The 25255-nt window shown below is 63.2% G+C and carries 27 protein-coding genes; 16 read left to right on the forward strand and 11 right to left on the reverse strand.

The annotated features are described in order from the left end of the window. Positions 1 to 87 precede the first annotated feature (87 nt). Positions 88 to 516, forward strand: a complete 429-nt coding sequence (locus ACZ9IU_RS15155) for a hypothetical protein (RefSeq protein ID WP_038544255.1) — start codon at positions 88 to 90, stop codon at positions 514 to 516. A 9-nt stretch (positions 517 to 525) separates the two neighbouring features. Here ACZ9IU_RS15155 and ACZ9IU_RS15160 read toward each other — a convergent pair whose 3' ends face one another. Then, complete coding sequence (locus tag ACZ9IU_RS15160) at positions 526 to 783, reverse strand: hypothetical protein (RefSeq protein WP_037076370.1); 258 nt, start codon at positions 781 to 783, stop codon at positions 526 to 528. 175 nt (positions 784 to 958) lie between these two features. On the opposite strand from ACZ9IU_RS15160, the gene hemF reads away from it, so the two are divergent. The 3 genes from hemF to ACZ9IU_RS15175 all read left to right on the forward strand — a co-directional run bounded on the left by hemF (position 959) and on the right by ACZ9IU_RS15175 (position 2563). Beyond that, complete coding sequence (hemF, locus tag ACZ9IU_RS15165; RefSeq protein WP_038544257.1) at positions 959 to 1873, forward strand: oxygen-dependent coproporphyrinogen oxidase; 915 nt, start codon at positions 959 to 961, stop codon at positions 1871 to 1873. Between the two features lie 127 nt (positions 1874 to 2000). After that, on the forward strand, positions 2001 to 2267 hold the full coding sequence (locus tag ACZ9IU_RS15170; protein ID WP_038544260.1) for a hypothetical protein: 267 nt from the start codon (positions 2001 to 2003) through the stop codon (positions 2265 to 2267). Positions 2268 to 2371: 104 nt separating this feature from the next. After that, a complete protein-coding gene (locus tag ACZ9IU_RS15175) occupies positions 2372 to 2563 on the forward strand; it encodes a DUF1059 domain-containing protein (protein ID WP_037076377.1) in 192 nt (63 codons plus the stop codon). Positions 2564 to 2653: 90 nt separating this feature from the next. On the opposite strand, the gene ACZ9IU_RS15180 is transcribed toward ACZ9IU_RS15175, so the two are convergent. From ACZ9IU_RS15180 to ACZ9IU_RS15190, 3 genes are read right to left on the reverse strand one after another with little or no spacing between them, the layout of a single operon-like run. Then, positions 2654 to 3916 (reverse strand): CCA tRNA nucleotidyltransferase, encoded by a 1263-nt coding sequence (locus ACZ9IU_RS15180; RefSeq protein WP_038544262.1) that lies wholly within the window; start codon positions 3914 to 3916, stop codon positions 2654 to 2656. Then, entirely contained in the window at positions 3913 to 4548 is a 636-nt protein-coding gene (locus ACZ9IU_RS15185; protein WP_038544263.1) for a CoA pyrophosphatase, read from the reverse strand. The genes ACZ9IU_RS15180 and ACZ9IU_RS15185 overlap by 4 nt, the downstream gene beginning before the upstream one ends. Next, positions 4545 to 5168, reverse strand: a complete 624-nt coding sequence (locus ACZ9IU_RS15190; protein WP_038544265.1) for a DUF1285 domain-containing protein — start codon at positions 5166 to 5168, stop codon at positions 4545 to 4547. The genes ACZ9IU_RS15185 and ACZ9IU_RS15190 overlap by 4 nt, the downstream gene beginning before the upstream one ends. A 250-nt stretch (positions 5169 to 5418) precedes the next feature. On the opposite strand from ACZ9IU_RS15190, the gene ACZ9IU_RS15195 reads away from it, so the two are divergent. The 6 genes from ACZ9IU_RS15195 to ACZ9IU_RS15220 all read left to right on the forward strand — a co-directional run bounded on the left by ACZ9IU_RS15195 (position 5419) and on the right by ACZ9IU_RS15220 (position 13482). Then, positions 5419 to 6432, forward strand: coding sequence for an AAA family ATPase (locus ACZ9IU_RS15195; RefSeq protein WP_038544267.1), 1014 nt, complete (start codon positions 5419 to 5421; stop codon positions 6430 to 6432). Between the two features lie 25 nt (positions 6433 to 6457). Then, positions 6458 to 7381 (forward strand): DUF58 domain-containing protein, encoded by a 924-nt coding sequence (locus ACZ9IU_RS15200; RefSeq protein WP_038544269.1) that lies wholly within the window; start codon positions 6458 to 6460, stop codon positions 7379 to 7381. Continuing rightward, positions 7378 to 10218 carry a DUF4159 domain-containing protein gene (locus ACZ9IU_RS15205; protein ID WP_038544271.1) on the forward strand — a complete coding sequence of 947 codons (2841 nt, stop codon included), beginning with the start codon at positions 7378 to 7380 and terminating at the stop codon, positions 10216 to 10218. The genes ACZ9IU_RS15200 and ACZ9IU_RS15205 overlap by 4 nt, the downstream gene beginning before the upstream one ends. Positions 10219 to 10533: 315 nt before the next feature. After that, positions 10534 to 12600, forward strand: a complete 2067-nt coding sequence (locus ACZ9IU_RS15210) for a membrane protein (RefSeq protein ID WP_038544273.1) — start codon at positions 10534 to 10536, stop codon at positions 12598 to 12600. Between the two features lie 3 nt (positions 12601 to 12603). Continuing rightward, positions 12604 to 13020, forward strand: a complete 417-nt coding sequence (locus ACZ9IU_RS15215; RefSeq protein ID WP_038544275.1) for a GNAT family N-acetyltransferase — start codon at positions 12604 to 12606, stop codon at positions 13018 to 13020. 42 nt (positions 13021 to 13062) lie between these two features. Next, positions 13063 to 13482: a GNAT family N-acetyltransferase gene (locus ACZ9IU_RS15220; protein ID WP_080719186.1), complete on the forward strand. Its 420-nt coding sequence runs from the start codon at positions 13063 to 13065 to the stop codon at positions 13480 to 13482. 12 nt (positions 13483 to 13494) lie between these two features. Here the strand turns inward: ACZ9IU_RS15220 and ACZ9IU_RS15225 are convergent, their stop codons facing one another. Together ACZ9IU_RS15225 and ACZ9IU_RS15230 are read right to left on the reverse strand one after the other, a co-directional pair. Next, positions 13495 to 14808, reverse strand: coding sequence for an MFS transporter (locus ACZ9IU_RS15225; protein ID WP_038544277.1), 1314 nt, complete (start codon positions 14806 to 14808; stop codon positions 13495 to 13497). Between the two features lie 76 nt (positions 14809 to 14884). Further along, a complete protein-coding gene (locus ACZ9IU_RS15230) occupies positions 14885 to 15403 on the reverse strand; it encodes a GNAT family N-acetyltransferase (protein WP_038544279.1) in 519 nt (172 codons plus the stop codon). A 262-nt stretch (positions 15404 to 15665) separates the two neighbouring features. Between ACZ9IU_RS15230 and ACZ9IU_RS15235 the strand changes: the two genes are divergently transcribed. Further along, positions 15666 to 16655, forward strand: coding sequence for a glutathione S-transferase family protein (locus ACZ9IU_RS15235; protein ID WP_038544281.1), 990 nt, complete (start codon positions 15666 to 15668; stop codon positions 16653 to 16655). Between the two features lie 195 nt (positions 16656 to 16850). Here the strand turns inward: ACZ9IU_RS15235 and ACZ9IU_RS15240 are convergent, their stop codons facing one another. Then, positions 16851 to 17339: an NUDIX domain-containing protein gene (locus tag ACZ9IU_RS15240; RefSeq protein ID WP_038544283.1), complete on the reverse strand. Its 489-nt coding sequence runs from the start codon at positions 17337 to 17339 to the stop codon at positions 16851 to 16853. Positions 17340 to 17404: 65 nt separating this feature from the next. Between ACZ9IU_RS15240 and ACZ9IU_RS15245 the strand changes: the two genes are divergently transcribed. The 4 genes from ACZ9IU_RS15245 (at position 17405) to ACZ9IU_RS15260 (ending at position 20033) form a co-directional block, all read left to right on the forward strand. Then, entirely contained in the window at positions 17405 to 18358 is a 954-nt protein-coding gene (locus tag ACZ9IU_RS15245) for a metallophosphoesterase family protein (RefSeq protein ID WP_038549459.1), read from the forward strand. Between the two features lie 98 nt (positions 18359 to 18456). Further along, positions 18457 to 18936, forward strand: coding sequence for an RNA polymerase sigma factor (locus tag ACZ9IU_RS15250; RefSeq protein ID WP_038544285.1), 480 nt, complete (start codon positions 18457 to 18459; stop codon positions 18934 to 18936). 2 nt (positions 18937 to 18938) lie between these two features. Beyond that, positions 18939 to 19784, forward strand: a complete 846-nt coding sequence (locus ACZ9IU_RS15255) for an anti-sigma factor family protein (RefSeq protein ID WP_038544288.1) — start codon at positions 18939 to 18941, stop codon at positions 19782 to 19784. A 111-nt stretch (positions 19785 to 19895) separates the two neighbouring features. After that, entirely contained in the window at positions 19896 to 20033 is a 138-nt protein-coding gene (locus ACZ9IU_RS15260; RefSeq protein ID WP_157885153.1) for a hypothetical protein, read from the forward strand. A gap of 149 nt (positions 20034 to 20182) precedes the next feature. Here ACZ9IU_RS15260 and leuA read toward each other — a convergent pair whose 3' ends face one another. From leuA to ACZ9IU_RS15280, 4 genes are all read right to left on the reverse strand, one after another. Then, the gene (gene leuA / locus ACZ9IU_RS15265) at positions 20183 to 21904 is read right to left on the reverse strand and encodes a 2-isopropylmalate synthase (protein WP_038544291.1); all 1722 of its coding nucleotides are present in this window, start codon (positions 21902 to 21904) and stop codon (positions 20183 to 20185) included. A 326-nt stretch (positions 21905 to 22230) separates the two neighbouring features. Next, on the reverse strand, positions 22231 to 22473 hold the full coding sequence (gene brnA, locus ACZ9IU_RS15270) for a type II toxin-antitoxin system BrnA family antitoxin (protein WP_197569336.1): 243 nt from the start codon (positions 22471 to 22473) through the stop codon (positions 22231 to 22233). Continuing rightward, complete coding sequence (locus tag ACZ9IU_RS15275) at positions 22454 to 22723, reverse strand: BrnT family toxin (RefSeq protein WP_038549463.1); 270 nt, start codon at positions 22721 to 22723, stop codon at positions 22454 to 22456. Before ACZ9IU_RS15275 ends, brnA begins: the two co-directional genes overlap by 20 nt. A 38-nt stretch (positions 22724 to 22761) precedes the next feature. After that, complete coding sequence (locus ACZ9IU_RS15280) at positions 22762 to 23940, reverse strand: benzoate/H(+) symporter BenE family transporter (RefSeq protein ID WP_038544293.1); 1179 nt, start codon at positions 23938 to 23940, stop codon at positions 22762 to 22764. Between the two features lie 287 nt (positions 23941 to 24227). On the opposite strand from ACZ9IU_RS15280, the gene ACZ9IU_RS15285 reads away from it, so the two are divergent. Beyond that, positions 24228 to 25172 carry a GGDEF domain-containing protein gene (locus ACZ9IU_RS15285; protein ID WP_051899774.1) on the forward strand — a complete coding sequence of 315 codons (945 nt, stop codon included), beginning with the start codon at positions 24228 to 24230 and terminating at the stop codon, positions 25170 to 25172. Positions 25173 to 25255 lie beyond the last annotated feature (83 nt).

The raw sequence follows: 25255 nt of genomic DNA on the forward strand, positions 1-25255 counted from the left end.
ATCGAAGCCCATGGGCCAAACATCGGGGATCGCATATGTTTCCGCAATCGAGCTTCTTCTTCCCAGCCCAAGCCATCAAGGACCGAGATGCGCAATCTGCTTTGCTACAAGATGACCGTTGCCGCTCTTGCCCTGATGGCTTCGTCCGTCCGCGCCCAGGAGGCCGAGCATTATACCGCGGTCAGCAAGACGGCGATGAGCGTCACCGGCGACGTCTGGCTGGACGATTTCAGCATCACCTTCGAGAACGAAGAATCCCTCGAATTCTCCGACCTCGTTGCCGATAATTTCCGGGTGGATGGCAGGCGGGTGCCAGCATCGGTCTATCGCGTCGCAAAACCGGCCGATCCGGAACTTGAAAACGGCAACCAGCTCTGCGGATCGGGGGACGTCACCTATGTCGCCAACTGGGCATCCGGCAAGGGAATGTCGGCGATTGCCGTGTTTACGGGGCGAAATCCACCGAAGAGCAGCGCCGAAATGTGCGCGCTCTACACCTACGAAGATCCGCAATAATGGATCGGATCAATCCGCAGTCGGCAGCCGTCGCATCGTGAATTCGATCTGGTCGCCTTCGAGCTGGCGCCAGCTTTCCACTTCGGTCCAGTAGGCGGCCTTCGGAAATTCATGAAACCACTCGCGCGCCTTTTCGCGCGCTTCTTCCCGTGAGAGCTGAAATGTCTGCCGCACGAACATGCCCTGGCGCTCGCCGGCTTTTTCCTGCCGGTGGCGGTCGATCCTGCGTTTCAGCCCGTCGAGCGGCGGGGGTGTGAACTTTGCCATGAAAGCCCCTGATCAGCACCTGTTTATGCGGTAAAGATAGTGCCGGGCGACACGCTTTGCGAGTCTCATTTTCCACCCGCGACAATCGATGGAATGGTTCGCGAAAGCCAGAAATGCTAATTCCCGATCGGAAAAATGCGAGTCGCGCCAAGGGGATGGCGAGAGGAATAGAGATATGGAACGGCCGGTACTGCCCAAGGGGCTGCCCGAGGACATCGAAGACAAGAAGGTGGCTGCGAAAGCCTGGTTCGAGAGCCTGCGCGACACGATCTGCGCGTCGCTGGAAGGCCTCGAGGCCGAGCTGACCGGCCCCCTCTCCGATCAGGAGCCCGGCCGCTTCAAACCCAAGGACTGGCTGCGCGATGGTGGTGCGGGCGGCGGCGGACGAATGTCGATGATGGAAGGCCGCGTCTTCGAGAAGGTCGGCGTCCACACCTCGACCGTCCACGGCGAATTTTCCGCTGATTTCCGCAGCCAGATGCCGGGTGCCGAGGAAGACCCACGCTTCTGGGCGTCGGGCATTTCGCTGATCGCCCATCCGGTCAATCCCAACGTGCCGACCGTGCACATGAATACCCGCATGGTGGTGACGTCGAGCCAGTGGTTCGGCGGCGGCGCGGATCTTACCCCGGTCCTCGACCGGCGCCGCACCCAGGACGATCCGGACACCACCCTCTTCCACCGGGTCATGGAAATCACCTGCAAACGCCACGAGGCGGTCGCCGACTACGATCGCTACAAGGCTTGGTGCGACGATTATTTTTTCCTGAAGCATCGCAATGAACCGCGCGGCGTCGGCGGCATTTTCTTCGACTGGCTGCATCCGGTCGCGGAAAAAGGCGGCTGGGAGGCGGATTTCGCGTTTGTGCAGGATGTCGGACGCGCCTTCAACCTCGTCTATCCGCGGATCGTCCGGGCCAACTTCAACAAGCCCTGGACGGAACATGATCGCGACGAACAGCTGATCCGTCGCGGCCGCTATGTCGAGTTCAACCTGCTCTACGACCGTGGCACTATTTTCGGGTTAAAGACCGGCGGCAATGTCGAGTCCATCCTCTCGTCACTGCCTCCGGTTGTAAGGTGGCCTTAGATCGAGAACCACAAAGTTAACGATATCGGGTATAAACCGGCCCTAATATCTCATCCTTAACAAATGCGATATCGGAATCAGCGCGATGGTGGTAGCGTCCCTTTGGTTGTACCGGAGGAGGATCGCCATGATGGCACCGAATAGCATGCCCATGCCGGAAGCGTCTAAGGACAAGGACTTCCGTTCCCTTGATACCGCTGAAATGATCGACCGCCTCGCGACGGAGATGCGCGCGAGAACTGGCGGAGAACTCCCCCATTCCTTTTATGTGGACCAGGTAAGGCGCCAGCTTGCCGGCAAGTCGGTTGCCATGTCGGCCGCCAACACCGAGACGGCGCGGGAAAAGGGTAAGGAAGAGGCTTCCGTTTTCCACGCCTGGGCGTTTTCCGAATAGGCATCGGGAACAGCGTCGTCGCTTTCGAGTTATCGGGATTGGGGCCGGCGGATATGAGGAGCTGTCCGCCCGCCGCCAGTCCGACGACAATAGGAGGAAGTATCATGCGACTGTTCGAATGCGGTACGCTCGTCCCCGGTTGCCAATGGCATACCCGGGCCGATGAAGACGCCGAAGTGGTTCGCCGCGCCGTGGAACATCTTCGCACTGTCCATGGCGAAGAGATCATCCGCGAAAACATGGTCGAGAACATCAAGGCACGCATTCGCGACGAAAACGGAGCGGCGGCGGCCTGACGCCCGGCGCGACCGAAGTCGGTCATCCGCATCGGAGTGGCTGTATCTGATTTCGAAACACCCGATGTCAGAGCGGCGATACGCCTGATGTCAGAGTGATCTGCGGATCATATCCTCCAGCCGGGCGGTCAGCGCCGCCCGGTCGGGAGCGAAATTGCGCTCGACCCAGAAATCTTCCAATTCCTTCAGGATTTCGCCGACACGTTTTCCGGCCGGCACGCCGGCTGCGACGATATCGGCACCACTGAGCGGAAAGACCGGCTTCTCGTAGTCCTCAGCCCTCTTCAGCAAGACCGACAGCCGCGCGGATCTGCGCATCGCCGCCGGATCGCCTTCGGCCGCAGTTCGCGCCGACGCCAGGGCCAGCCTCAGCCGGATGACCAGCCCCTCCGCACCATGGCGGTAGAGCAGCCGGTCAAACCCGACATCCGTCACTTCGTCCGGCAGCACCGGCGCATTTGCCCAGGCCGCAAGCTTGGCAGCCTCTGCATTCGACATCTTCAGCCGCTTAGCAAGCGCATCCAGCCTCTCGGCATCCGGCGGCACGATCGCCGCCAGCCGCAGGATCGGATCGGCCGTCCAGCCGAGCGACTTCTCGGCCGCCACGAGGCCGTGGATGCCGTCGATACCCCACTTTTCCGTCTCCGGCAGGATTTCGGTGAGCACGCCCGCCTGCCGCATCCACAGCAACGCGCGGGAAGGATCGGCAGCCGACAGCAGCTTCTTGGTTTCCGCCCAGATGCGCTCGGCCGAAAGCGTCGAAAGCTTGTCCTTGGCGCGGGCGCAGGCCCTCAGGCCATCCGCATCCGGCCGGCCGGAACCGTAATGGGCGAAGAAGCGGAAGAAGCGCAGGATGCGCAAATAGTCCTCGGCAATCCGCTCGGCCGCATCGCCGATGAAGCGGACGGTGCGCGTCTCGATATCCGGTAGACCGTTGACAAGGTCGATCACCTCGCCTTGAGCGTCCGCATAAAGTGCGTTGATCGTCAGGTCCCGTCGTTCGGCATCCGTCTGCCAATCGGTGCCGAAGGCGACCTTGGCCCGCCGACCGTCGGTCTCGACGTCGCGGCGCAACGTGGTGACCTCGAACCCGTGGCCTCCGATGACCAGCGTCACCGTGCCGTGCTCGAAACCGGTCGGCACGGCCTTGATACCGGCCGTCACCGCCCGCCCGACCACCTTTTCCGGGACAAGCGTGGTGGCGACGTCGACATCGGCGACGGGAAGCCCCATCAGTGCATTACGCACCGCGCCGCCCGCCACCCGCGCCTCACCGCCGTCGGCATTGAGCAGGGTCAGGATGCGCTGCAGCGCCGGGTCCCGGAACCAGGCCTCGTCGGCTACACTCGTCATGCATAAAGCCTTTCGTAGAGCGTGCGCAGGATGCCCGCGGTAATGCCCCAGATGTTTCGTTCCTCGTAGGGCATCACATAGAAATGCCGCTCCGTGCCGTCCCATTCCCTGCTGCCGCGCTGGTGGTTGGCCGCGTTCATCAGGAAGGACAGCGGCACCTCGAAGACGTCGTCCACCTCGGCCGGATTGGGCGTGATCTCGAAGCCGCGCCTGACTACCGAGAGCACCGGCGTGATCCGAAAACCGGTCGCGGCATAATAGGTCGGCAGTCGCGACAGCGTTTCGACGAAGGAACGGTCGAGGCCGATTTCCTCTTCCGCCTCGCGCAACGCCGCCTGTTCCGGCGAGCGGTCCTCCGGATCGATCCCGCCGCCCGGAAAGGCGATCTGGCCGGAATGCTTGCGCATCGTCGATGTCCGCTGCGTCAGGATCACCTTGGCTTCGTCGCCGTCGTCGACCACAGGCACCAGCACCGCCGCGTCCTTCAGCTTCAGCCCCGCGGCGAAATCCACCAGCGTCGGATTGAGCAGATGGTCGCCGTGATCGCGCCAGGCATGATCTATAGGGCCACCGTTCTGGTTCAGCGCCCGGCGGCGGAAATCGCCGGCCGAAAAAAGGGGAAAGTCACTCATTGCGATAAGGCGTCCAATTCGGCCTCGGGCATCACGGGAAACACCTCCGTTCCGGAGCGGACGGAGAACATCGGCACTTCGTCTATCACGATCGCCTCGCCGAGTTCCACGAGATCGTACATGACAGCACGGGAGACCAGGGCCTCCAACCGGCCGCGCACCAGGAGATAGGGTTTAAGCTCGCGGTTTTCGCCCGAAATCTCGAAGCGCAAGGGATGTTCCGGCCCCGCCTCCACCACATCACCGACATTTGTCCTGAACGTGAGCACCTGATGGCCCTCACGCTGCGTCACCTGCATCTCGACCGCAAGGAAGGGAGCGTCGGCGATGCGGATGCCGACCTTTTCCACAGGTGTTACGAGATAGGTCCGACCGTCCTCATCCTTGCGCAGCACCGTCGAAAACAGCCTCACGAGCGGTGCGCGGCCGATCGGGGTGCCCATATAGAACCATGTCCCGTCGGCAAGGATTTCCATGTCGATGTCGCCGCAAAAGGGCGGATTCCACCGCTCGACAGGCGGTAAACCACGCTTTCCGTCGCCGCTCTGCTCGGAAGCACGCGAGATCAGCGCCGCAAGCCCTGCGGCATCGGATGCCGAATTTATCGTTTGCGCTGCCATCTTTCAGTCCCGGTTCGACCGTAAGCATCGAACAAAGCAATTGTTCCTCACGAGATAGTCATTCAATACGCGCTTGTCAGCCATATTTCGGGGAATAAGTTTGATCGGATAAGCCGGATGCTGCGACGCAGCGATTCGCCGCCGGGATATCGATGAACCCGGCCTGGAAAAGCCAGCCGGTTTCTAAGTGCCAGCAGGTTCTGGATGCCAGCCAGTTTGGATGCCGCCAGTTTGGATGATGGAGAGCGACATGGGCCTGATGAATTCCACCGATACCGTCCTCGATGAGAAAGCCATCATCGCCTCCGCGGAAATGGCCCTTTCCGACATCGCCGCCATTCGCGCCGAAGTCGCCAAAGTGATTTTCGGTCAGGAAAAGGTGGTCGAGAACACGCTGCTGGCGGTCCTGTCCGGCGGCCATGCGCTGCTCGTCGGCGTCCCTGGCCTCGCCAAGACCAAGCTCGTCACCACACTCGGCACCGTGCTCGGCCTCGGCGGCAACCGCATCCAGTTCACGCCCGACCTGATGCCTTCGGATATTCTCGGCTCCGAAGTCATGGATACCGACGATAGCGGCCGCCGCTCCTTCCGCTTCATCAAGGGGCCGGTGTTCGCTCAACTGCTGATGGCCGACGAAATCAACCGCGCCTCGCCGCGCACCCAGTCGGCATTGCTGCAGTCCATGCAGGAATACCACATCACGGTGGCCGGCCAGCGCTACGATCTGCCCGCCCCCTTCCACGTGCTCGCGACCCAGAACCCGCTGGAGCAGGAAGGCACCTATCCGCTGCCGGAAGCCCAGCTCGACCGCTTCCTGCTGCAGGTCGACGTGCTTTATCCGGAACTCGCCGCCGAGCGGCAGATCCTGCTCGAAACCACCGGCCTTTCGGAAGCCAAGGCGCGCGGCGTCATCGATGCTGCCCGGCTCCAGGAAATCCAGGTGCTGATCCGCCAGATGCCGGTCAGCGACAAGGTGGTCGATGCGATCCTGTCGCTGGTGCGCTCTGCTCGCCCCGGCCACGGCAATGCCCATACGGACAAACACGTCGCCTGGGGTCCCGGCCCGCGCGCCGGCCAGTCGCTGATGCTGACGGCCCGCGCCCGCGCCCTTTACGAAGGCCGTCTGGCCCCGTCGCTCGACGACGTTTACGCGCTTGCGGAACCGGTGCTCGAACACCGCATGGCGCTGACGTTTGCGGCCCGCGCCGAAGGCATGTCGGTGCGCGATGTCATCGCCGGCCTGGTGAAGCAGGCCCGCGGCTAAGTCCGCCGGCTAGAAAGGATAATGCGTGGCTTCCACCATTGGCCAGATCGTAGAGCAGACACCGAGTAGCGAACTCCTCTCCCGAGCCCAGGCCCGCGCGACGCTTGTGCCGGATTGCATGGTGGAAGCAAAGCGCATCGCCAACACGGTGATCGCCGGTTGGCATGGTCGCCGCAAGCGCGGCGTCGGCGAAAATTTCTGGCAGTTCCGCCCTTATGCCGAGGGTGAAAGCCTGTCTCGCATCGACTGGCGCCGCTCCGCCCGCGACGACCATACCTATGTCCGCGAGCGCGAATGGGAAGCCGCCCACACCGTCTGGCTCTGGGCCGACATGTCGCCGTCGATGATGTACAAGTCGACGCTTGCCATCGCTTCCAAGGAAAGCCGGGCGCTGGTGCTGATGCTGGCGCTGGCCGAAATCCTTGCCCGGTCCGGCGAGCGCATCGGCTGCCCCGGCATCATGGAACCGGTATCGGCCCGCAACGCCGCCGAGCGGCTCGCCGCCGCGATCATGCACGCGCCGCTGACAACTGGCTTGCCGGAAACCGCGATGATCCGCGGCCATAGCGACATCGTGCTGATCGGCGATTTCCTCGACGACGCCGATCGGGTGATGGAGCGCATCGCCCCGCTCGGCCGCCGCGGCCTGCGCGGCCACGTGGTCGAGATCGCCGATCCGGCCGAGGAAACTTTTCCCTATACCGGCCGCACCGAGTTTACCGATCCCGAAACCGGCGAAAAGCTCGTCTCCGGCCGCGCCGAGATGATCCGCGAGGATTATCAGCGCGCCTATTTCGCCCGCCGTGATGCGTTGGGTGAATCGCTGCGCCGCCTCGGCTGGAGCTTCGTTTTCCATCGGACCGATCATCTCGCCTCCGAGGCGCTGGTCGCCGTGCATAGCTATCTTTCCGGCATGCCGTCACCGAAACCGGTCGGAGACAGGTCATGAGCGCGCTGATTTTCGCCAATCCCGCCATTCTCTTCGGTCTGATCGCGTTGCCGGTTATCTGGTGGCTGCTGCGGCTCACCCCGCCGCGCCCGAAGGCGGAAGTCTTTCCGCCGCTCCGGATCCTTGCGACGGTCCTGAAGCGCGAGGAAACGCCCTCGAAGAGCCCCTGGTGGCTGACGCTGCTGCGCATGCTTCTCGCCGCCGCCGTGATCCTGGCGATCGCCGATCCGGTGATGAACCCGCGCGCCAATTCCCTGAATGCAGGCGGCCCGCTGGTGCTCGTCGTCGACAACGGCTGGGCGACCGCTGCCGACTGGGAACGCCGCGTCCAGACCGCCAACCTTTTGATCGACGACGCCGAAAGCGCCGACGTGCCGGTCTCGATCACGTTTACCGCCGATGCCAGCCATGAGGCAGTACCCGGAACCGCCGCCGCCGCCCGCGACAAGCTCACGGCGGCCAACCCCAAGCCGCTGGTTCCCGATCGCGCCCGCGCTGCCCAGGCGGTCAGGGAGGCCATGAACACCACCCGTCCCGGCACGCTCGCCATCCTTTCCGACGGCATGGCGGCCGCCAGCGACAACGAGGCCATGTCGACATTCGCCGCCCTGTCGCCCGCAGAAATGCGCCTGATCGAAGGCGACGGCCATAGCGCCGTGGCGCTGACCGACGCGGTCAATAACGCCGCCGCCATGTCGGTGACCGCAACACGCCTTTCGACCGCGGCGGCACAGCAGATGAACGTCAACGCGCTCGACGCACAGGGCCGCGCGCTTGCCTCAGGCACGCTGCAGTTTGCAGCCGGTGCTGCGACGGCCACGGCCGAGATCACCTCGCCGTTCGAGCTTCGCAACGATTTCGCGCGCCTCAGCATCGACGGGCTGGCCACCGCCGGCGCGGCACACCTGCTCGACGATGGCTTCAAGCGCCGCCGCATCGCGCTGCTTGCCGGCGAAAGCGGCAGCGACTTCCAGCCGCTGCTGCAGCCGCTCTATTACATCAGCCGGGCGCTGTTGCCTTATGCCGACGTCATCCAGCCGAACACCGCCGATCTTTCGGTTGCCATCCCGCAGATCCTGCAGGGCAACCCCTCCGCCATCATCCTTGCCGATGTCGGCCGCCTGCCGGCCGAGACCTACGCACCGCTGCAGCGATGGATCGCTCAAGGCGGGACGCTGATCCGCTTCGCCGGCCCGCGGCTTGCCGCCGCCCCCGCCGACGATCCGCTGGTGCCGGTGATCCTGCGCCAGGGTGAACGCGCGCTCGGCGGCGCCATGTCCTGGTCGGAGCCGCAGTCGCTCGCCGATTTCCCGAGCTTCGGCCCCTTCGCCGGTATGCCGCGCGCCACAGACATCACCGTCACCCGCCAGGTTCTTGCCGAACCGACGCCGGACCTTGCCGAACGCACCTGGGCAAGCCTCTCAGACGGCACGCCTCTCGTCACCGAAAAGGAAGTCGAGGCCGGCCGCATCGTGCTGTTCCATACGAGCGCCGAGGCGACCTGGTCGAACCTGCCGCTGTCAGGCAATTTCGTCGAGATGCTCCGCCGCCTGGTCCAACTCGCCCGCGCAGGAGGTGCCGCGTCCGGCGCCGCAGCGGAGGGAGCCGCTGCGACACTCGCGCCCTACCGGCTTTTGACCGCCGATGGGGTCCTCACCACCGAAACCGGCACGGCTCGCCCGATCGCGATCGCCGCCAACCAGGTGCCGGTCGCGAGTTTCGACCATCCGCCGGGTCTCTACGGTACCGAGGACGGTTTCACCGCCGTCAACCTGCTGGCACCGAAAACAGTCATCGCCCGCTTCGACCCGACCACGGCAGGCCGGCCGCTGGTACGCGAAGGCTTGGCTGGCGGCGAAGCCGTGTCGCTGCGCCCCGCCCTCTTCGCCGCCGCCTTCGCGCTGCTGATCCTCGACAGCCTTGTGGTGCTCTTCATGAACGGCGCATTCTCCCTTGGTTCCGACGGACGCCGCAGGCCGAGCAGTGCTGCCGCAGCGGCTATCGCCGCCCTCGCCTTCGGCCTCTTCGCCTTGACGCCCGGTCAATCCAAAGCGCAAGAAATGGCGCCCGGTGCCGGCGCCAAGCCGGGTGACGAGCAGATCCTCGAACGGCTCGACACGACCCACCTCGCCTATGTCGTGACAGGCGAGCGGGAGGTCGACAGCATTTCCGAGCAGGGCCTCGAGGGCCTCAGCCAGTTCCTCACCTACCGCACCACGCTGGAACCGGGCGCTCCGGTCGGCCTCGACATCACCAAGGACGAGCTTGCCTTCTACCCGATCATCTACTGGCCGATCTCCGCCACGGCACCGATGCCAAGCCAAGCGGCGATCTCCCGCATCGACGCCTATATGCGCAACGGCGGCACTGTCCTCTTCGACACCCGCGATCAATATTCGTCGCTCGGCGGAGGTGGCACCACGCCGAATGGCGAGCGCCTGCAGGCGATCCTCGCCAATATCGACATCCCGCCGCTGGAGCCGACGCCGACCGATCACGTGCTGACCCGTTCCTTCTACCTGCTCACCAACTTTCCCGGCCGTTATACCGGCAGCCCGCTCTGGGTCGAGGCACGGCAGGAAGCGAAAAACACCGGCGCCCAGCTCTCCTCCAGCGGCGACGGCGTGACCCCATTGCTGATCACCGGAAATGATTTCGCCGGCGCCTGGGCTGTCGACAGCCAGGGTGCTCCGGTTCTGCCGACAGTGCCCCCGGACGAGATGCAGCGCGAATATGCCTATCGCTCCGGCGTCAACATCATGATGTACATGCTGACCGGCAATTACAAAGCCGACCAGGTGCACGTCCCGGCTCTGCTTGAGCGGCTTGGGCAGTGAGGGAGGGGAACAGATGACCACCCACTCCTCCTCCGCTACTGTTCTTCGTTCCTGTTTTCCTGCAGCCGACACGCATGTCCGGGTTATGTGGCAAAGCGGTGCCTCTGGCCAATCTCCCTCCTTGAGGGGGAGATGCCCGGCAGGGCAGAGGGGGGTATCCAGGAACTCAACCTCTACCCTCTTCCCTCGCCGTGACGCCCGCATACCCCCCTCTGTCACTTTCGTGACATCTCCCCCTCAAGGGGGGAGATCATTGGGAGTCCGTCGCTCTGTCCGGCCAAATGTAATTTCCCTCCCCGATGAAGGGAAATCCTCATGACCATCGAATTCGCCCCCTTCTTCTCCTGGCCGATCCTGGCCGCACTCGGCGTCTTCGCGCTGATCCTCGCGGGCCTCTCCTTCTGGCGCGGCATTCGCGGCGCCGCCTTGCGCACGCTGGCGCTCGCCGCCCTGCTCTTGGCGCTCGCCAACCCGACGCTGCTGCAGGAGGACCGCGACCAGCTTTCGACCGTCGTGCCAGTCATCGTCGACCGCTCGCAGAGCCAGGATACCGCCCAGCGCAAGCAACAGACCGACGAGGCGCTCGCAAGCCTCAAGGACCGCTTCTCCCGTTACCCGCGCATCGAGACGCGTATCGTCGAGGTCGATGACGACGGCGATACCGACACGCCCTCGACAAAGCTCTTCACTGCCCTGCGTTCGGCGATATCAGACGTGCCGCCGGCCCGTATCGGCGGGGCGGTTTTCCTGACCGATGGCCAGATCCATGACCTGCCGGGCATCAACCAGGACCTCGGCTTCAACGCCCCCGTCCACGGCCTGATCACCGGCAAGCCGGACGAGTTCGACCGTCGCGTCGAGGTGGTCCGGGCCCCGCGCTTCGGCATTGTCGGCGAGGAACAGGAACTGACGCTGCGGGTCTTCGACGACGGTCGCACCGGCGGCGGACCGGCACAGGTGACCGTGCGCATGAACGGCCAGCAGACGGCGACGCTGCGCGCCACGCCGGGCCAGGAGACACCCTTCTCCTTCACGGTTCCGCGCGGCGGCAACAACGTCATGGAATTTTCGGTCGCCGAGCTTCCGGGCGAAGTGACGACCGCCAACAACCGCGCCGTCCATGTGATCGACGGTATCCGCCAGAACCTGCGCGTCCTGCTCGTCTCCGGCGAACCGCATGCCGGCGAGCGCGCCTGGCGTAACCTGTTGAAGTCCGATGCCTCGGTCGACCTCGTCCACTTCACTATTCTGCGCCCGCCGGAAAAGCAGGACGGCACGCCGATCAACGAACTGTCGCTGATCGCCTTCCCGACCCGCGAACTGTTCGTCGAGAAGATCAAGGATTTCGACCTGATCATCTTCGACCGTTACAAGCATCGCGGCGTGCTGCCGATCCTCTATTACGATTACATCGCCCAGTACGTGAACAATGGCGGCGCGCTACTGATCGCCGCCGGCCCCGAACATGCCGGCGAGGATTCGATCGCGTCCACGCCGCTCGAACAGGTCTTGCCGGCCGCCCCTACCGGCCAAATCCACAGCGCCGCCTTCTATCCGCATCTGTCGCCAGAGGGTGAAAAGCACCCCGTGACCCGTGGGCTTGACGGCTCCAACTCGAATCCGCCCGCCTGGGGTCGCTGGTTCCGCACTATCGACGTCGACACGCCGCACGGCCAGACCGTCATGGAAGGCGACGGCGACCGCCCGCTGCTCGTCCTCAACCGGCAGGGCGAAGGCCGCGTCGCCATGCTGCTCTCCGACCAGGGCTGGCTCTGGGCCCGCGGTTTCGAAGGCGGCGGCCCACATGTGTCGCTCTATCGCCGCATCGCCCATTGGCTGATGAAGGAACCGGAGCTGGAAGAAGAAGCGCTGACCGCCCGCGCCGTCGGCCGCACGCTCGAAGCGACCCGCCAGACGATCGGCGACGATCCTGGCCCGGCGACGATCAAATATCCATCCGGCCGCACCGAGACGGTGCCGATGACGGCTGCCGGGCCCGGCCAGTACCGGCTGGAACGCCGCATGGAAGAGACCGGCCTTTTCGAAGTCACCAACGGCCAGTTCTCGACGCTCGTGCATGTCGGCACCGTGGACGCGCCGGAATTCAAGGCGATGATCTCGACCGAAAGCACGTTGAAGCCCTATGCCGACAAGACCCGTGGCCTCGTGACCCGCGTCGCCTCAGGCGATGGCATCTCGCTGCCGGACATCCTGCCGGTTCGCGGCGAAGTGCGCGTCAACGATCCCAACCGCATGGTCATCCGCATGACCGACGAGACGGTGCTGCGCGGCATCAACACGCTGCCGCTGTTTGCAGGTTTCGCGGGCCTCTCCGCCCTGCTCTTCGCGGTCGCGGCGATGTGGTGGCGCGAGGGTCGCTGACATATGACGCAGCTTGATGTGACCGCCTCGCCCTCGCCTGAGGAACTGGCCGTGATCGGCGAAGGACTGACCGCCTTCAACGACGCCGATGTCGGCCCATCCGAGCGGAAGCCGCTCGCCGTGCTGATCCGCAATGTCGACGACAAGGTGATCGGCGGGCTTTCCGGTTACACCGCCTGGGGCTGGCTCTTCACCCAATGGCTTTTCGTCCCGGAAACATTGCGGGGTGAAGGCATGGCCGGCAAGCTGCTGAGCCAAGCCGAAGAGGAAGCCCGCGCCCGCGGCTGCCATGGCGCCTGGATCGACACGTTCAGCCCGCTCGCCCGCAAGGCCTATATGCGGCAGGGCTACGAAATCTTCGGGGAACTGCCGGAATTTCCGAAGGGCCGCACCCGCACCTTCCTCAGGAAAGCTCTGTAGGTTATCCATTCGCTCCGAAAAATGGGGACGAAGAATCGCCGCATGGATATCGACCTGAAACTCACCGAAGGCATGAACGCCGACGAGGAGGATTTCATCCTCGAACGGCTGATGACCCACAATGCCGCAACGTTCGGCCCCAGCAACCGCCGCGAACTGGCGGTGCCGCTGCATGACGGGGACGGCAATCTGATCGGCGGGCTGACAGGTTATACCGGCCGCGGCTGGCTTTATATCTCGATGCTCTATGTGCCGGACGAGTTGCGCGGCCAGGGCCTCGGCGCCCGCATGCTCGACATGGCAGAAGCCGAAGCCAAAGCTCGCGGCGCGATCGGCGCCTATATCGACACGATGAACCCGGAAGCGCTCAAGCTATACCTGAAACAGGGTTATACCGAGATCGGCACGCTGAAAGGCCTCGAAGGAGGCCATTCGGTGACGTGGCTGCAAAAGCGGTTCTGAGCTTCCCTGTGTTCAGGCGAGAGAGGCCTGTCGCGTCTCCGCATTGATCATCGTGGCGGCAATCGCCGCGATCACCAGCAGGCCGGCGAAAATACCGATCGTCAGGCCGAGACCCTGGACCACGACATAACCCACCAGCGACGGCGCCAGCAGGCCACCGAGACGTGCCATGGCACCGGCTGCCCCCATGCCGGTCGCCCGCGACGCGGTCGGGTAAAGTTCCGGCGTATAGGCGTAGAGCGCACCCCAGGTGCCGAGCAGCGCAAAGCTCATGATCAGCAGCGCGGCCCCGACCAGGAGGGCACTTGGTGCAACGACAAATATCAGGCAGCCAATCGCCGAGAGCAGGCAGAAGCCGATCAGCGTCGGCTTGCGGCCCCATTTTTCCACACCATGGGCGGCAAGCGCATAACCCGGAAGCTGGGCAAGTGCGACCAGTACCAGAAAGCCGTAACCGCGCACGAAACCGAAACCCTCGCCAGCAAGCTTCGCGGGCATCCAGGTGAAGACGCCGTAATAGGAGACGGAGACAAGGAACCAGATCGCCAGGATCATGACGCTGCGCTGACGCAGTTCGCCGGAAAAGATGCCGGTCGTCTTGACCGGCGGCGGCGAGACCAGGCTGGTGCCTGCCCCGAGGGGCGTGTGTCCGTTGACGGCGAGCATCCGGTCGACGATTACCCTCGCTTCGTCGTGGCGCCCGGAGCGCATCAGGTAGAGCGGCGATTCCGGCACCAGGAAGCGCAGGCCGATGCCGGCGATCGCCGGAATGGCGGTGACCGCAAAGATATAACGCCAGGCATCGGCGACGCCGGCAAGGCTTGCGGCCCAGGCGGCCAGCGCCACGATCAGCGTTCCAATCGCCCAGAACCCTTCGAGCAGGACCAGCCAGCGACCGCGGTTCCTGGCAGGCAAGAATTCCGCCATCATCGCGTAGTCGACCGGCAGCGTGCCGCCGACGGCAGCGCCGGTCAGGAAGCGCAGCAGAAGCAGGATGGTGAAATCCGGGGCAAAGATGGAGAGCGTGCCGAACAGCGCGTCGCAGCCAACCGTGACGATCAGCACCCGGCGCCTACCGATCCGGTCGGCGAGCCTGCCGAAACCGAGCGCGCCGAGCAGCATGCCGAGGAAGAAGGCGGTGCCGGTCTGCAGGGCCTGCGGCACGGTCAGCCCGAAACTTGCCGCGATCGAGGCAGCGGTGAAACCGACCGCCAGAACCTGCATGGCATCGGCCGTCCAGACGAGCCCGAAAATGCCCATCAGCCGTCGCTGATAGGTCCCCGCTCCGGCGCGGTCGAGCGCCTCGTCCATCGTGATCGCAGCCATCCGCTTGTCCTTCGCTTCGACGACACCTCCAGCCGGCTTTCACCGACCGATCCATCATCTGCTTAAAGGAAATGGCCTATCCGCGCCAGCCGATGACGCCCTTGAGCCGCGCATGCACGTCGGCTGCGATCGGCACGACCAGAACCCGGCCGGGATCGACAGGTCCCGGAAATTCCAGTGCGCCATAGGCAACCTTCTCGAACCCGAGCGGGCCGTAATAGGGCGGGTCGCCGACCAGGATCACCGCTTCCGAACCCTTGCGTTTCGCCGCCTCGATGGCGATCCGCACCAGTTCGCGGCCGATGCCCCGGTTCTTGTGCGACGGCCGGACCGCGAGCGGCCCGAGCAGGTGGCCCTTCACCGAACCCGCATGGACCGGCGTCATCCTGACCGAAGCGATCGTTTCGCCGTCGTCGGCGCAGACGAAGGAGAGGGTCCGGTCATGCGGCCCCTGCTCGCGGATGCGGGCGGCGGCGCGGGTATGCCGGCCGGGGCCGAAGGCTTCCGCGTTGATGAGTTCGATGACCTCATCGTGAGACGTATCTTCCGTGAGGTAAACGAGGTCGTGCTTGTAGAGAACGTTGTGCTGAGACATGGATGGACCGAAGCCGTAGGATAAGGAGCGGACAGGACAAGGGATATCGATGACGCTTGTTCTAGCGTCGTGGTCGATGATCAGCGTCGTCGCAGTGTCCGCATTTCGGTCATAGAGGAAAGTATCCTTAAAATCCGGAAAGCGAATTAGCAGGAAAAATTTCCCGCGTCCAACGCAAAAACACACCGTTCATAAAATCCTGCCTCGTATTCGGCAGCCGGTGCCGTATCTATCACCTCAAGGAAAATCCAAGGAGATAACCATGGGCAGGCTCGTCGAAGGAAAATGGCAGGACGTCTGGTACGACACCAAGGAAAACAAGGGCCATTTCAAGCGCGCCGAATCGCAGTTCCGCAACTGGGTGACCGCCGATGGTTCCGCCGGCCCCACCGGCAAGCAAGGCTTCAAGGCTGAGGCCGGGCGTTATCACCTATACGTCTCTTATGCCTGTCCCTGGGCGCACCGCACCCTGATCTTCCGCAAGCTGAAGAAACTCGAAGACCTGATCTCGGTCTCGGTCGTCGACTACCTGATGCTGGAGAACGGCTGGGAGTTCAAGAAACGCGACGGCGCCACCGGCGACGACCTGTTCGGCTCGGACTATCTCTACCAGGTCTACCTGAAGGCCGATCCGAACTATTCCGGCCGCGTCACCGTGCCCGTCCTCTGGGACAAGCTTGAGAACACCATCGTCTCGAACGAGAGTTCGGAAATCATCCGCATGTTCAACGGCGCCTTCGACGGCCTGACCGGCTCGACGGCGGATTTCTATCCGCAGGCGCTGCGCGGCGAGATCGATGAACTCAATGCGGTCATCTACGACACCGTCAACAACGGTGTCTACAAGGCCGGTTTCGCAACTGCCCAGGACGCCTATGAGAGTGCCGTCACCCGCCTGTTCGAGACGCTCGACATGCTGGAAAAGCGCCTCTCGGGCAGCCGTTACCTGTTCGGCGAGACGACGACCGAAGCCGATTGGCGCTTGTTCACCACGCTCTTACGCTTCGATCCGGTCTATGTCGGGCACTTCAAGTGCAACATCCGCCGCATCGCGGACTACCCGAACCTGTCCGGCTATCTCGCTGATCTCTATCAGCAACCCGGCATCGCCGAGACCTGCAATCTGTTCCACATCAAGCACCACTATTATGAGAGCCACAAGACCATCAACCCGACCGGCATCGTCCCCGTCGGCCCGGTAGTGGATCTCGACGCGTCGCATGGGCGGGAGAAGGTGACGCGGCTGGCTTGATCGAGACGCATCTGCCCCTCATCCGCCTGCCGAAACCTTCTCCCCGCAAGCGGGGCGAAGGACGCAAGCGGCAAGCTTCCGTTCCTCTTTAAACCAACGCGTTGCGGATAGGGCGAGACGGTGCGGCATCTGTCCTTCTCCCCGTCAGAACGGGGAGAAGGTGCCGGCACGCGGATGAGGGGCAGTCGACCCCGCTCACCAGTAATCCGCCCGCTCCACCTCGCCCTTCAGCTCCCGCAACCGCCGCAGTGTCGCCGCGGTCGTCTCCTCCGGCAGCGCATCGAGCGTAAAGAAGCCGCTCTCGGCAATCTCCCGATCCGGCGCACGCGGCTTCGTCTGCTCGACGGTCACCCGATAGAACAGCACATGGTCGCGCCTGCTGGCATTGCGGTTGTAGTAGGCGTGGAAAAGCGCGATCTCTCCGCGGATTTCCAGATTGCCCTCCTCGCGCAATTCCTTGCGCAGCGCGTCGAGCACCGTCTCTCCTCGCTCGACGCCGCCGCCCGGCATGTACCAGCCGGGTACATAGGTATGGCGGACCAAGAAGATGCGGCCTTCTGCGTCGAAACAGGCGGCGCGTACGCCAAGCGTCATGCCGCGCGTCAGCATGAAGACGCGGTGCAGCAGCCAGACCACGATCCGGGTGCGCCAACTGCGGATTTCCGGCACCCCTTCGCTGCTCATTCATAACTCCGGGAGCGCCCAGAAAATCGATAACGATTTCTGCGCTCATGCGTTATGTGTGCGCCATGTTCAAATTCGCGCATATTTCCGACATCCATCTGGGGCCGCTTCCAAACCTGACGCTTCGCGAGCTTTTCTCGAAGCGGATCACCGGTTTTGTGAACTGGCACCGCAATCGGCGCAAGCACCTTTTCGTCAACACGCTCGACCTGCTTTTGAGCGATTTGAAGACACGCGAGCCGGACCAGTTGGTCATCACCGGCGATCTCGTCAACCTGGCGACGAAGATCGAGACGCGGCTTGCCGGCGAGTGGCTGCGCACGATCGGCGACCCCTATGATACGACTGTGGTGCCCGGCAACCACGACGCCTATGTACCCGGCGCGCACGACAAGTCGGTCAACGAATGGTATCCGTTCATCAAGAGCGACGACGACCCGGCTGAATGGCCGGAAGAGGATCATATCTTCCCGACGCTGCGCCGGCGCGGTCCGCTTGCCATCATCGGCTGCTCGACCTCCAATGCCACCCTGCCCTTTTCGGCGTCCGGTTATTACGGCTCGCGGCAGGCGCGCGAAACGGTCAACCTGTTGAAGAAAGCGGGAGACGAGGGTCTCTTCAGGGTCGTGCTGATCCACCACCCCCCGATCCGCGGCGCCGCCTCTTCGCACAAACGCATGCTCGGCATCCGCCGTTTCGCAGCCGCGATCTCCACCGGCGGCGCCGAACTGGTGCTGCACGGGCATACGCATCTCAACACGCTCTACTGGCTGCGAAGCCATAGCGGCAACGTGCCGGTGGTCGGCATCGCATCGGCATCCCAGGGCCCCGGCGGGCATAAGCCGCGCGCCGCCTACAACCTCTTCACGCTTTCCGGTGAAGCCGGCGCCTGGAACCTGCTCTGCGAACGTTACGGCCTGACGGAATGGGGCGACGGCGTCGCGCTCGACAACAGCCGCCTCCTCTATGGCGAAGAGCCGGCGACGATGTCGATTCCGCAAGTCGCGAGAATGTTGTAGAATCAATGGCGCGATTGTTGCGGAATCGCCACAATCTCGTCATAGCTATTACTTCGTTCCGGTTATTGCAGTAGATTACAGGTAAGCCGCTCCTATCCATGACCCAACCGAGCCCATCGACCGACATTCGGCGCGATCTCGTAGCGCTCCTGCCGCGCCTGCGCCGTTTTGCGCTGACGCTGACGGGAAGTGCCGTCGAGGCCGATGACCTGGTGCGCGAAGCGGCTGGCCGGGCGATCCAGAAAAGCCATCACTGGAAGGGCGAAGGCCGGCTGGAAAGCTGGCTTTTCAGCATGATCCGCGGCACCTTCGTCGACGAGGCCAAGAAGCGCCGGCGTGCCGATATCCATGCTGCCGACGATGCATCCCCGGCCGAAAACTCCCGTCCGTCGACCGCCCTCGTCTGCCTGCCGGACGGCTTGGCAAGCGTTTTCCTGCTCGCCGACGTGGAGGGGTTCGCCTATGCCGAGGCGGCCGCCATCCTCGGCATCCAGCCGGATCTCTTCGCCACCCGTCTTTGCGCTGCACGTCTCAGCCTGGCCACCGCCGCCGCCCAGACGAGCGAGCGGAGAGCGTGAGGATGAACATCCCCCATCCGTCGTCGCTCGAACTGCGGCTTTCCGCCCATATCGATGGCCAGATCGACGAGCAGGACCGGCACGATGTCGAGGAACTGCTGGTCAACGATCCGCAGGCACGGTCCCTGCAAGATGCCCTGAAGCGCGGCGCCGATCTCGGCCGGCGCGCGTTTGACGACATGCTGAAGGAACCGGTGCCGCTCAATCTGGTGCGCACCATCAAGAATGCTCCGTTGCCGCGCCGGGCCATACGCCTGCCGCAGGGGCCGCGCCCGACGCTTTCCTTCAAGCCGTCCGGCCTGCAGGCGGTCGCCGCCTGTGCCCTGCTTTTCGTGCTCGGCGGCGGTATCGGCTATATGATCGGCGGCAACCCGGCGGCTCCGCAGTTTTCGATGATTTCCATTCCCGGCACCAGCAGCCGCGACTGGCTGGACGATATCATCGCCCACTACCGCCTCTATGCGCGCCAGACCAATCATCTCGCCGAAATCCCCGCCGAAAGGCCAGCCGATATCCTCGAATGGCTGACGACCAACACCGGCGTCGGTTTTCGGATCCCCGATCTTAGCGACAGCGGCCTGACCTTCCAGGGTGCCCGCCTGTTTGCCGCCGGCGGCGCGCCGGTCGGCCAGCTTCTCTACCGACGCACCGACGGCGATGGGGACGGCGACGTGATCGCCATTTCCTTCACCAAGGCCCGGCCCGAGGGCAACCGCTCGATCGAGGAAATCCGCAACGACACCGGTCTCGTCTCCTGGGTCACGCCACTCGCCACCTACATGGTCGTCGGCCCCTCGTCTGCGGCGGATCTGGATGATATCGCGGCCAAGGCGGCGGGGCTGATTTAGGGGCGTAGCCGAAATCCTGTCGCGGATCGTCAGGCCTCCTACGACAGAATTTGCCGTGCAGACCTGCGTAGGCGGGTAACGGGTTGATATTGCTCAAACGCAAGTGGATGGATGCGACGTAACCTCCCATCAAACCAACGGAGGTTCATCATCCCAGCCGATACCATCATCGTCGTCAGCCTTGTCGTCGCAGCCTTTGGCGTATTTGCGGTCGCTCTCGCCTTCGCAAGCGCGACGTCCGGCAAGTAAACTGCAACAGAACAATCTGAACCAAAACGGCCATCAAGCGGTCCTGCGGCCTTTTGCTGCGCGCCATCCACCGTCTCGCACGATCGAAAAAGCCGCCCGAAATTCCGGGCGGCTTTTCATGCTATTCGGCATTCAGCGAGTTTGACGTATCACCCCCTGGCCGCCAGCACCCTATTCGCCGCCGAGACGATCGCTTCGAGCGAAGCCGCGACGATGTTCTTGTTGATGCCGGCGCCGAACAGTTTTCCGTTCGGATGTTCCATCTCCACATAGGCGATGGCGGACGCGTTCGAGCCGTGCTGCAGCGAATGTTCGGAATAATCGGCGACCGACAGCTCGATGCCGAGATAGGTCGAGAGTGCGTTGATGAACCCGTCGATCGGCCCCGTGCCCTTGCCTTCGATCCGCTTCACCTCGCCGCCGTCGATGATCTCGGCAGCGACGACGCGGATGCCTTTATGGTCGGTGCCTGCCGGATAGGTGTGGTGGTCGACGAATTTCAGCCGTGCGCCGGGTTGTTCCACGTAGCGCTCGATGAAGCTCTCATAGATGCGCCTGGCGGGAAGCTCCACGCCCTCTTCGTCGGTGATCCGCTGGATTTCCTCGCGAAACTCGACCTGCAGGTTGCGCGGCAGGTTCAGGCCGTAATCCTCCGAGAGGATGTAGGCGATGCCGCCCTTGCCCGATTGCGAGTTGATGCGAATGATCGCCTCGTAGGAACGGCCGACATCGCGCGGGTCGATCGGCAGGTAGGGCACTTCCCAGACGGGGTGATTGGCGACCTTGATCGCTTTCATGCCCTTGTTGATCGCATCCTGGTGCGAGCCGGAAAAGGCCGTGTAGACCAGTTCGCCGACATAAGGATGCCTTTCGGGAATGACCATCTGGTTGGAATATTCGTAGACCGCCTTGATCCGCTCGATATCGGAGCAATCCAGTTCCGGATCGATACCCTGCGTGTACATGTTCAGGGCGAGCGTCACCACGTCGACATTGCCGGTGCGTTCGCCATTGCCGAACAACGTGCCCTCGACACGATCCGCACCCGCCATCAGGCCGAGTTCGGTCGCGGCGATACCGGTGCCGCGGTCGTTATGGGGATGCAGCGAGATGATGATGTTTTCGCGGTTGTCGAGATTGCGGCACATCCATTCGATCTGGTCCGCATAGATGTTCGGGGTCGCCATCTCCACCGTCGAGGGCAGGTTGAGGATCAGCTTGTCCTCGGCGGTCGGCTTGATCACCTCGGTGACCGCATTGCAGATCTCCAACGCCACTTCCAGTTCGGTGCCGGTAAAGCTTTCCGGCGAATACTGGAAACGAAAACCGCCACCCGCCTTCGCTGCCATGTCGGTGATCATCTTCGCGGCATCGACGGCGATCTGCTTGATGCCGGCGACGTCCTTGGCAAACACCACGCGGCGCTGCAGCTCGGAGGTCGAGTTGTAGAAGTGGATGATCGGCTTGTGGGCGCCCTCCAGAGATTCGAAGGTGCGGGTGATCAGTTCCGGCCGGCACTGGACCAGGACCTGCATGGACACATCTTCCGGCACGCCGCCCTCTTCCACGCACCAGCGGGCAAAATCGAAATCGGTCTGCGAGGCGGACGGGAAACCGATCTCGATCTCCTTGAAGCCCATGTCGAGCAGCATGCGGAACATGCGGGCCTTGCGGTCATGGCCCATCGGGTTGACCAGCGACTGGTTGCCATCGCGCAGGTCGACCGAACACCAGATCGGCGCCTTGTCGATGACCTTCGAAGGCCAGGTGCGGTCGGGAATGTTGATGGTCGGGTAGGCGCGATATTTCACTGCCGCGTCGGGCATGCCGGATTTCGGGCCGGAAACAGGGGAATTGGTCTTGGCGTCCATTGTCGTCGTCTCTTCTCGCTTCACGCGTCGCTCGGCATCCGTCTGGGGAATTGGCCGTCGTCGATGCGGACCTTTAGCGGTCTTTTGTGGCTCGGTCTTGAATGTTCGTGAGAGGAGCTCTTATGCCGGGCGGGCCTTCGGCCGCCGGGCGCTCCTCAACGGACCCGGCAACCGCGCGTAAGGTCGAGGCTAAGAAGCGAGGAAAGCGCAAAGACCATCGTCCCGGCCGCGGTGCGGCGGGTAGACGAACGGTCGGACATGATTGCGCCTGTCATGGTCATGGGCAGGATGTATAGCCGCAGAGTGGAAGAGAGGCAAGTGGGCTTTCACTTGCCTTGGCGTCTTGCCTCAAGCCGTTCGGCGATCCAGAGTTTCACCAGCGACTGCCGCGTAACACCAAGACGCCGCGCCTCCTGATCCAGCCCGTTCACGACCCAGGTCGGAAAATCGATATTGACGCGCTTGGGCTCGAGACCAGGGCGTGTGGCCTTAGACCAGTCCACATATTCGCTGATGTCCTCGCCATCGTCGAATTTCTTGTCAAACTCTTCAGCGGTTATTGTCTTCATAGGTCTGCTTCTCTTTGTCACGTGCGCGCCTGACCGATATAATTCGCAGCCAGTCTCCTCGCCATGTATAGACCGCGGTCCAATGCTTCTCCGCAATCTTTCCGGTAAGGATATATCGCGACTCCGTATCCGACTGGACCGGAGCGACGGTCCGCCTCTCATCCGCCCATAGCGCTTGCGCCTCCACGAAATCGATTCCGTGCTTATCCTTGTTCGTGGCGCTCTTGTCAGGATCGAATTCGAACTTCATAACCAATATAATATAGAAATTATACCATTTCCAGTCATTCAAGCACGCTTGACGAGGCTCTGCAATCCCATCATCACGCCGCCGGCGACGAGCCCCCAGAAAGGCCCGGAAATCCCCGCAAACGAAAGACCCGATGCCGTCACGAGGAAGGTGATCGCCGCGGCTTCGCGCGTTTCCGGGTCGCGATAGGCCGCAAAGGCTGCATTGGCAAAGGCGCCGATGAGGCCGAGACCCGCCACCGCCTGCAGCAGGATCGGCGGCGCCAGCGACACGAAGGCGATGATGCCGCCGGCGATCAGGCCGAACACGATGTAACCGAAGCCGGCAAGGATCGCCGCCCAGTAGCGTTTGGTGGGGTCGGGGTGGGCATCCTCGCTGGCGCACATCGCCGCCGTGATCGCCGCCATGTTGACCGGCACGCCGCCGACCAGCCCGCCGAGGATCGAGAAGATGCCGGTGCCGACAAACATCACGCCCGCCGGTGGCTCGTAGTGATGCACTTTCAGGATCGCCATGCCAGGAATGTTCTGCGAGGCCATGGTGACGATGAACAGAGGCAGCGCCACCGAGATCACCCCATGCAGGGTGAAGACCGGCGTGACGAAGGTGAGGCTCGGATGGATCGCCTGACCAATCTGCGCCATCGCGTCCGGGGGAAGATCGACACCGAAGATCAGCACCAGGATCAGCGCGCCGAGCGACGCCGGCACCGCCCAGAGACGCCATCTCGAAACCACGACCATCCAGGTCAGCACGATCGGCAGGCCGAGCGCCGCATTGAAGGCGACAGCTTTCACCGGCGCGAGGCAAAGGCTGAGGAGAATGCCGGCCAGCATGGCATTGGCGAGCGGCGCCGGGATCAGCCGGATCGCCCGGCTGAGCGGCCGGAACAGGCCGGAGAGAATGATCAGTACGCCACAGACCACGAAGGCGCCGACAACGGCCGGAAATCCGCCTTCGATCACGCTGATGCCGGATAGAAGCGCCGCCCCCGGTGTCGACCAGGCGATGCTGATCGGCATCCGGTACCAGCTCGAGAACACGATCGCCAGCAAGCCCATCGAGATCGATTGCGCCAGGAGCGCCGAGGCGATTTCCGGTGCGGTCGCACCCATCGTCTGCAGCCCCTGCATAATGACCGCAAACGAGCTGATGAACCCGACAAAGGCAGTGAGCAACCCCATCATCAGGGCTGAAACGGAAAAATCCTTGAACATGCGGGCGGGGACTCATGAATTTGAAAGTCCGCAATCGAACATAGGCCCGCCGGCAAAGGCAAGGTGCGTTTGCCGCAAAAGGGTACGGCCGAGATGGAAAGCCATGGCTGCAGCCAGCCATTCGGCTTTGCCGGGCCGCGAGCAACCGCCCTTTGTTCGTGCATGCGAATATTCGCATCTGTTGATAATTTGGAAGGAGTTTGGCGGTAGTCTCCGGACCGTGCGCCCGTTGCTCCAGGTCGGTCCGGCCATGCAGCCCGGATTGCATCAACGCCCCGGAAAAAGCAATGACGGCAGCTCACCTTGCGCCAGAGATCGAGATCGGACAGGAAACCGCCTTTTCCCGCGATCAGCTTTATTTCATCCTGTCGGCGCTCCCGGATCCCTGCTTCGTCCTCACCCGCAGCGGCCGTTATGCCGCGCTCTTCGGCGGCAAGGACACCCGGTATTATCACGAGGGCAGCTATCTCGTCGGCAAGAGCCTCTACGACGTCCTCGTGGTCGAGAAGGCGGAACGGTTTGTGCGGGAGATCGAAAAGGCGCTCGCTTCGCGTGCCCTGCATATCATCGAATACAGCCTCTCCGGCAGCGACGTGAAGGGGCTGCAGAACGACGGTCCCGAACATCCGATCTGGTTCGAGGGTCGCCTGCAGGCGCTTGATTTCCAGGTCGACGGTGAGGATGCGATCGTCTGGGTCGCCAGCAACATCACCGAAAAGAACGCCGTCGAAAACCAGTTGCGTCATCAGAGCGAGACCGATGCGCTGACCGGCTTCTTCAACCGCCGCAAGCTGATGGACGTGCTCGCCCTGAAGTTCGAGCTTTTCCGCGACGACCATATCCCGACATCCGTTTTCATGTTCGACATCGACCACTTCAAGACCGTCAACGACGAGCTTGGACATGCGATGGGCGACGCTGTTCTGAAAGCGATTGCCGGCGTCTGTCGCCTGGAATTGCGCAAGACCGACTTTCTCGCCCGCCTCGGCGGCGACGAGTTCGTCGTGGTCATGCCCGCCACCCGGCAGGAGCACGGCATCGTCATCGCCAACCGGCTGCGCCAGCGCGTCGCAACCGAGGTCCGGGAGACGCTCGGCCACCACGCCACGATCAGCGGCGGCTTGAGCGAATTTCTGTCGGCGGATGCCTCCTCCGAGGACATTCTGAAACGGGCCGACGATGGCCTCTACCGTTCCAAGCGTGCCGGCAGGAACCGGATCAGCCCCGCATAGGCACGGCCGAGGTCCCATTTCCGTACAAACGAAAAATTTGTGCCTCTTCCGCACATAGTTGCGTAGTTGATACGCAGGTAAAT

The organism is Mesorhizobium sp. USDA 4132 (genome assembly GCF_056279545.1).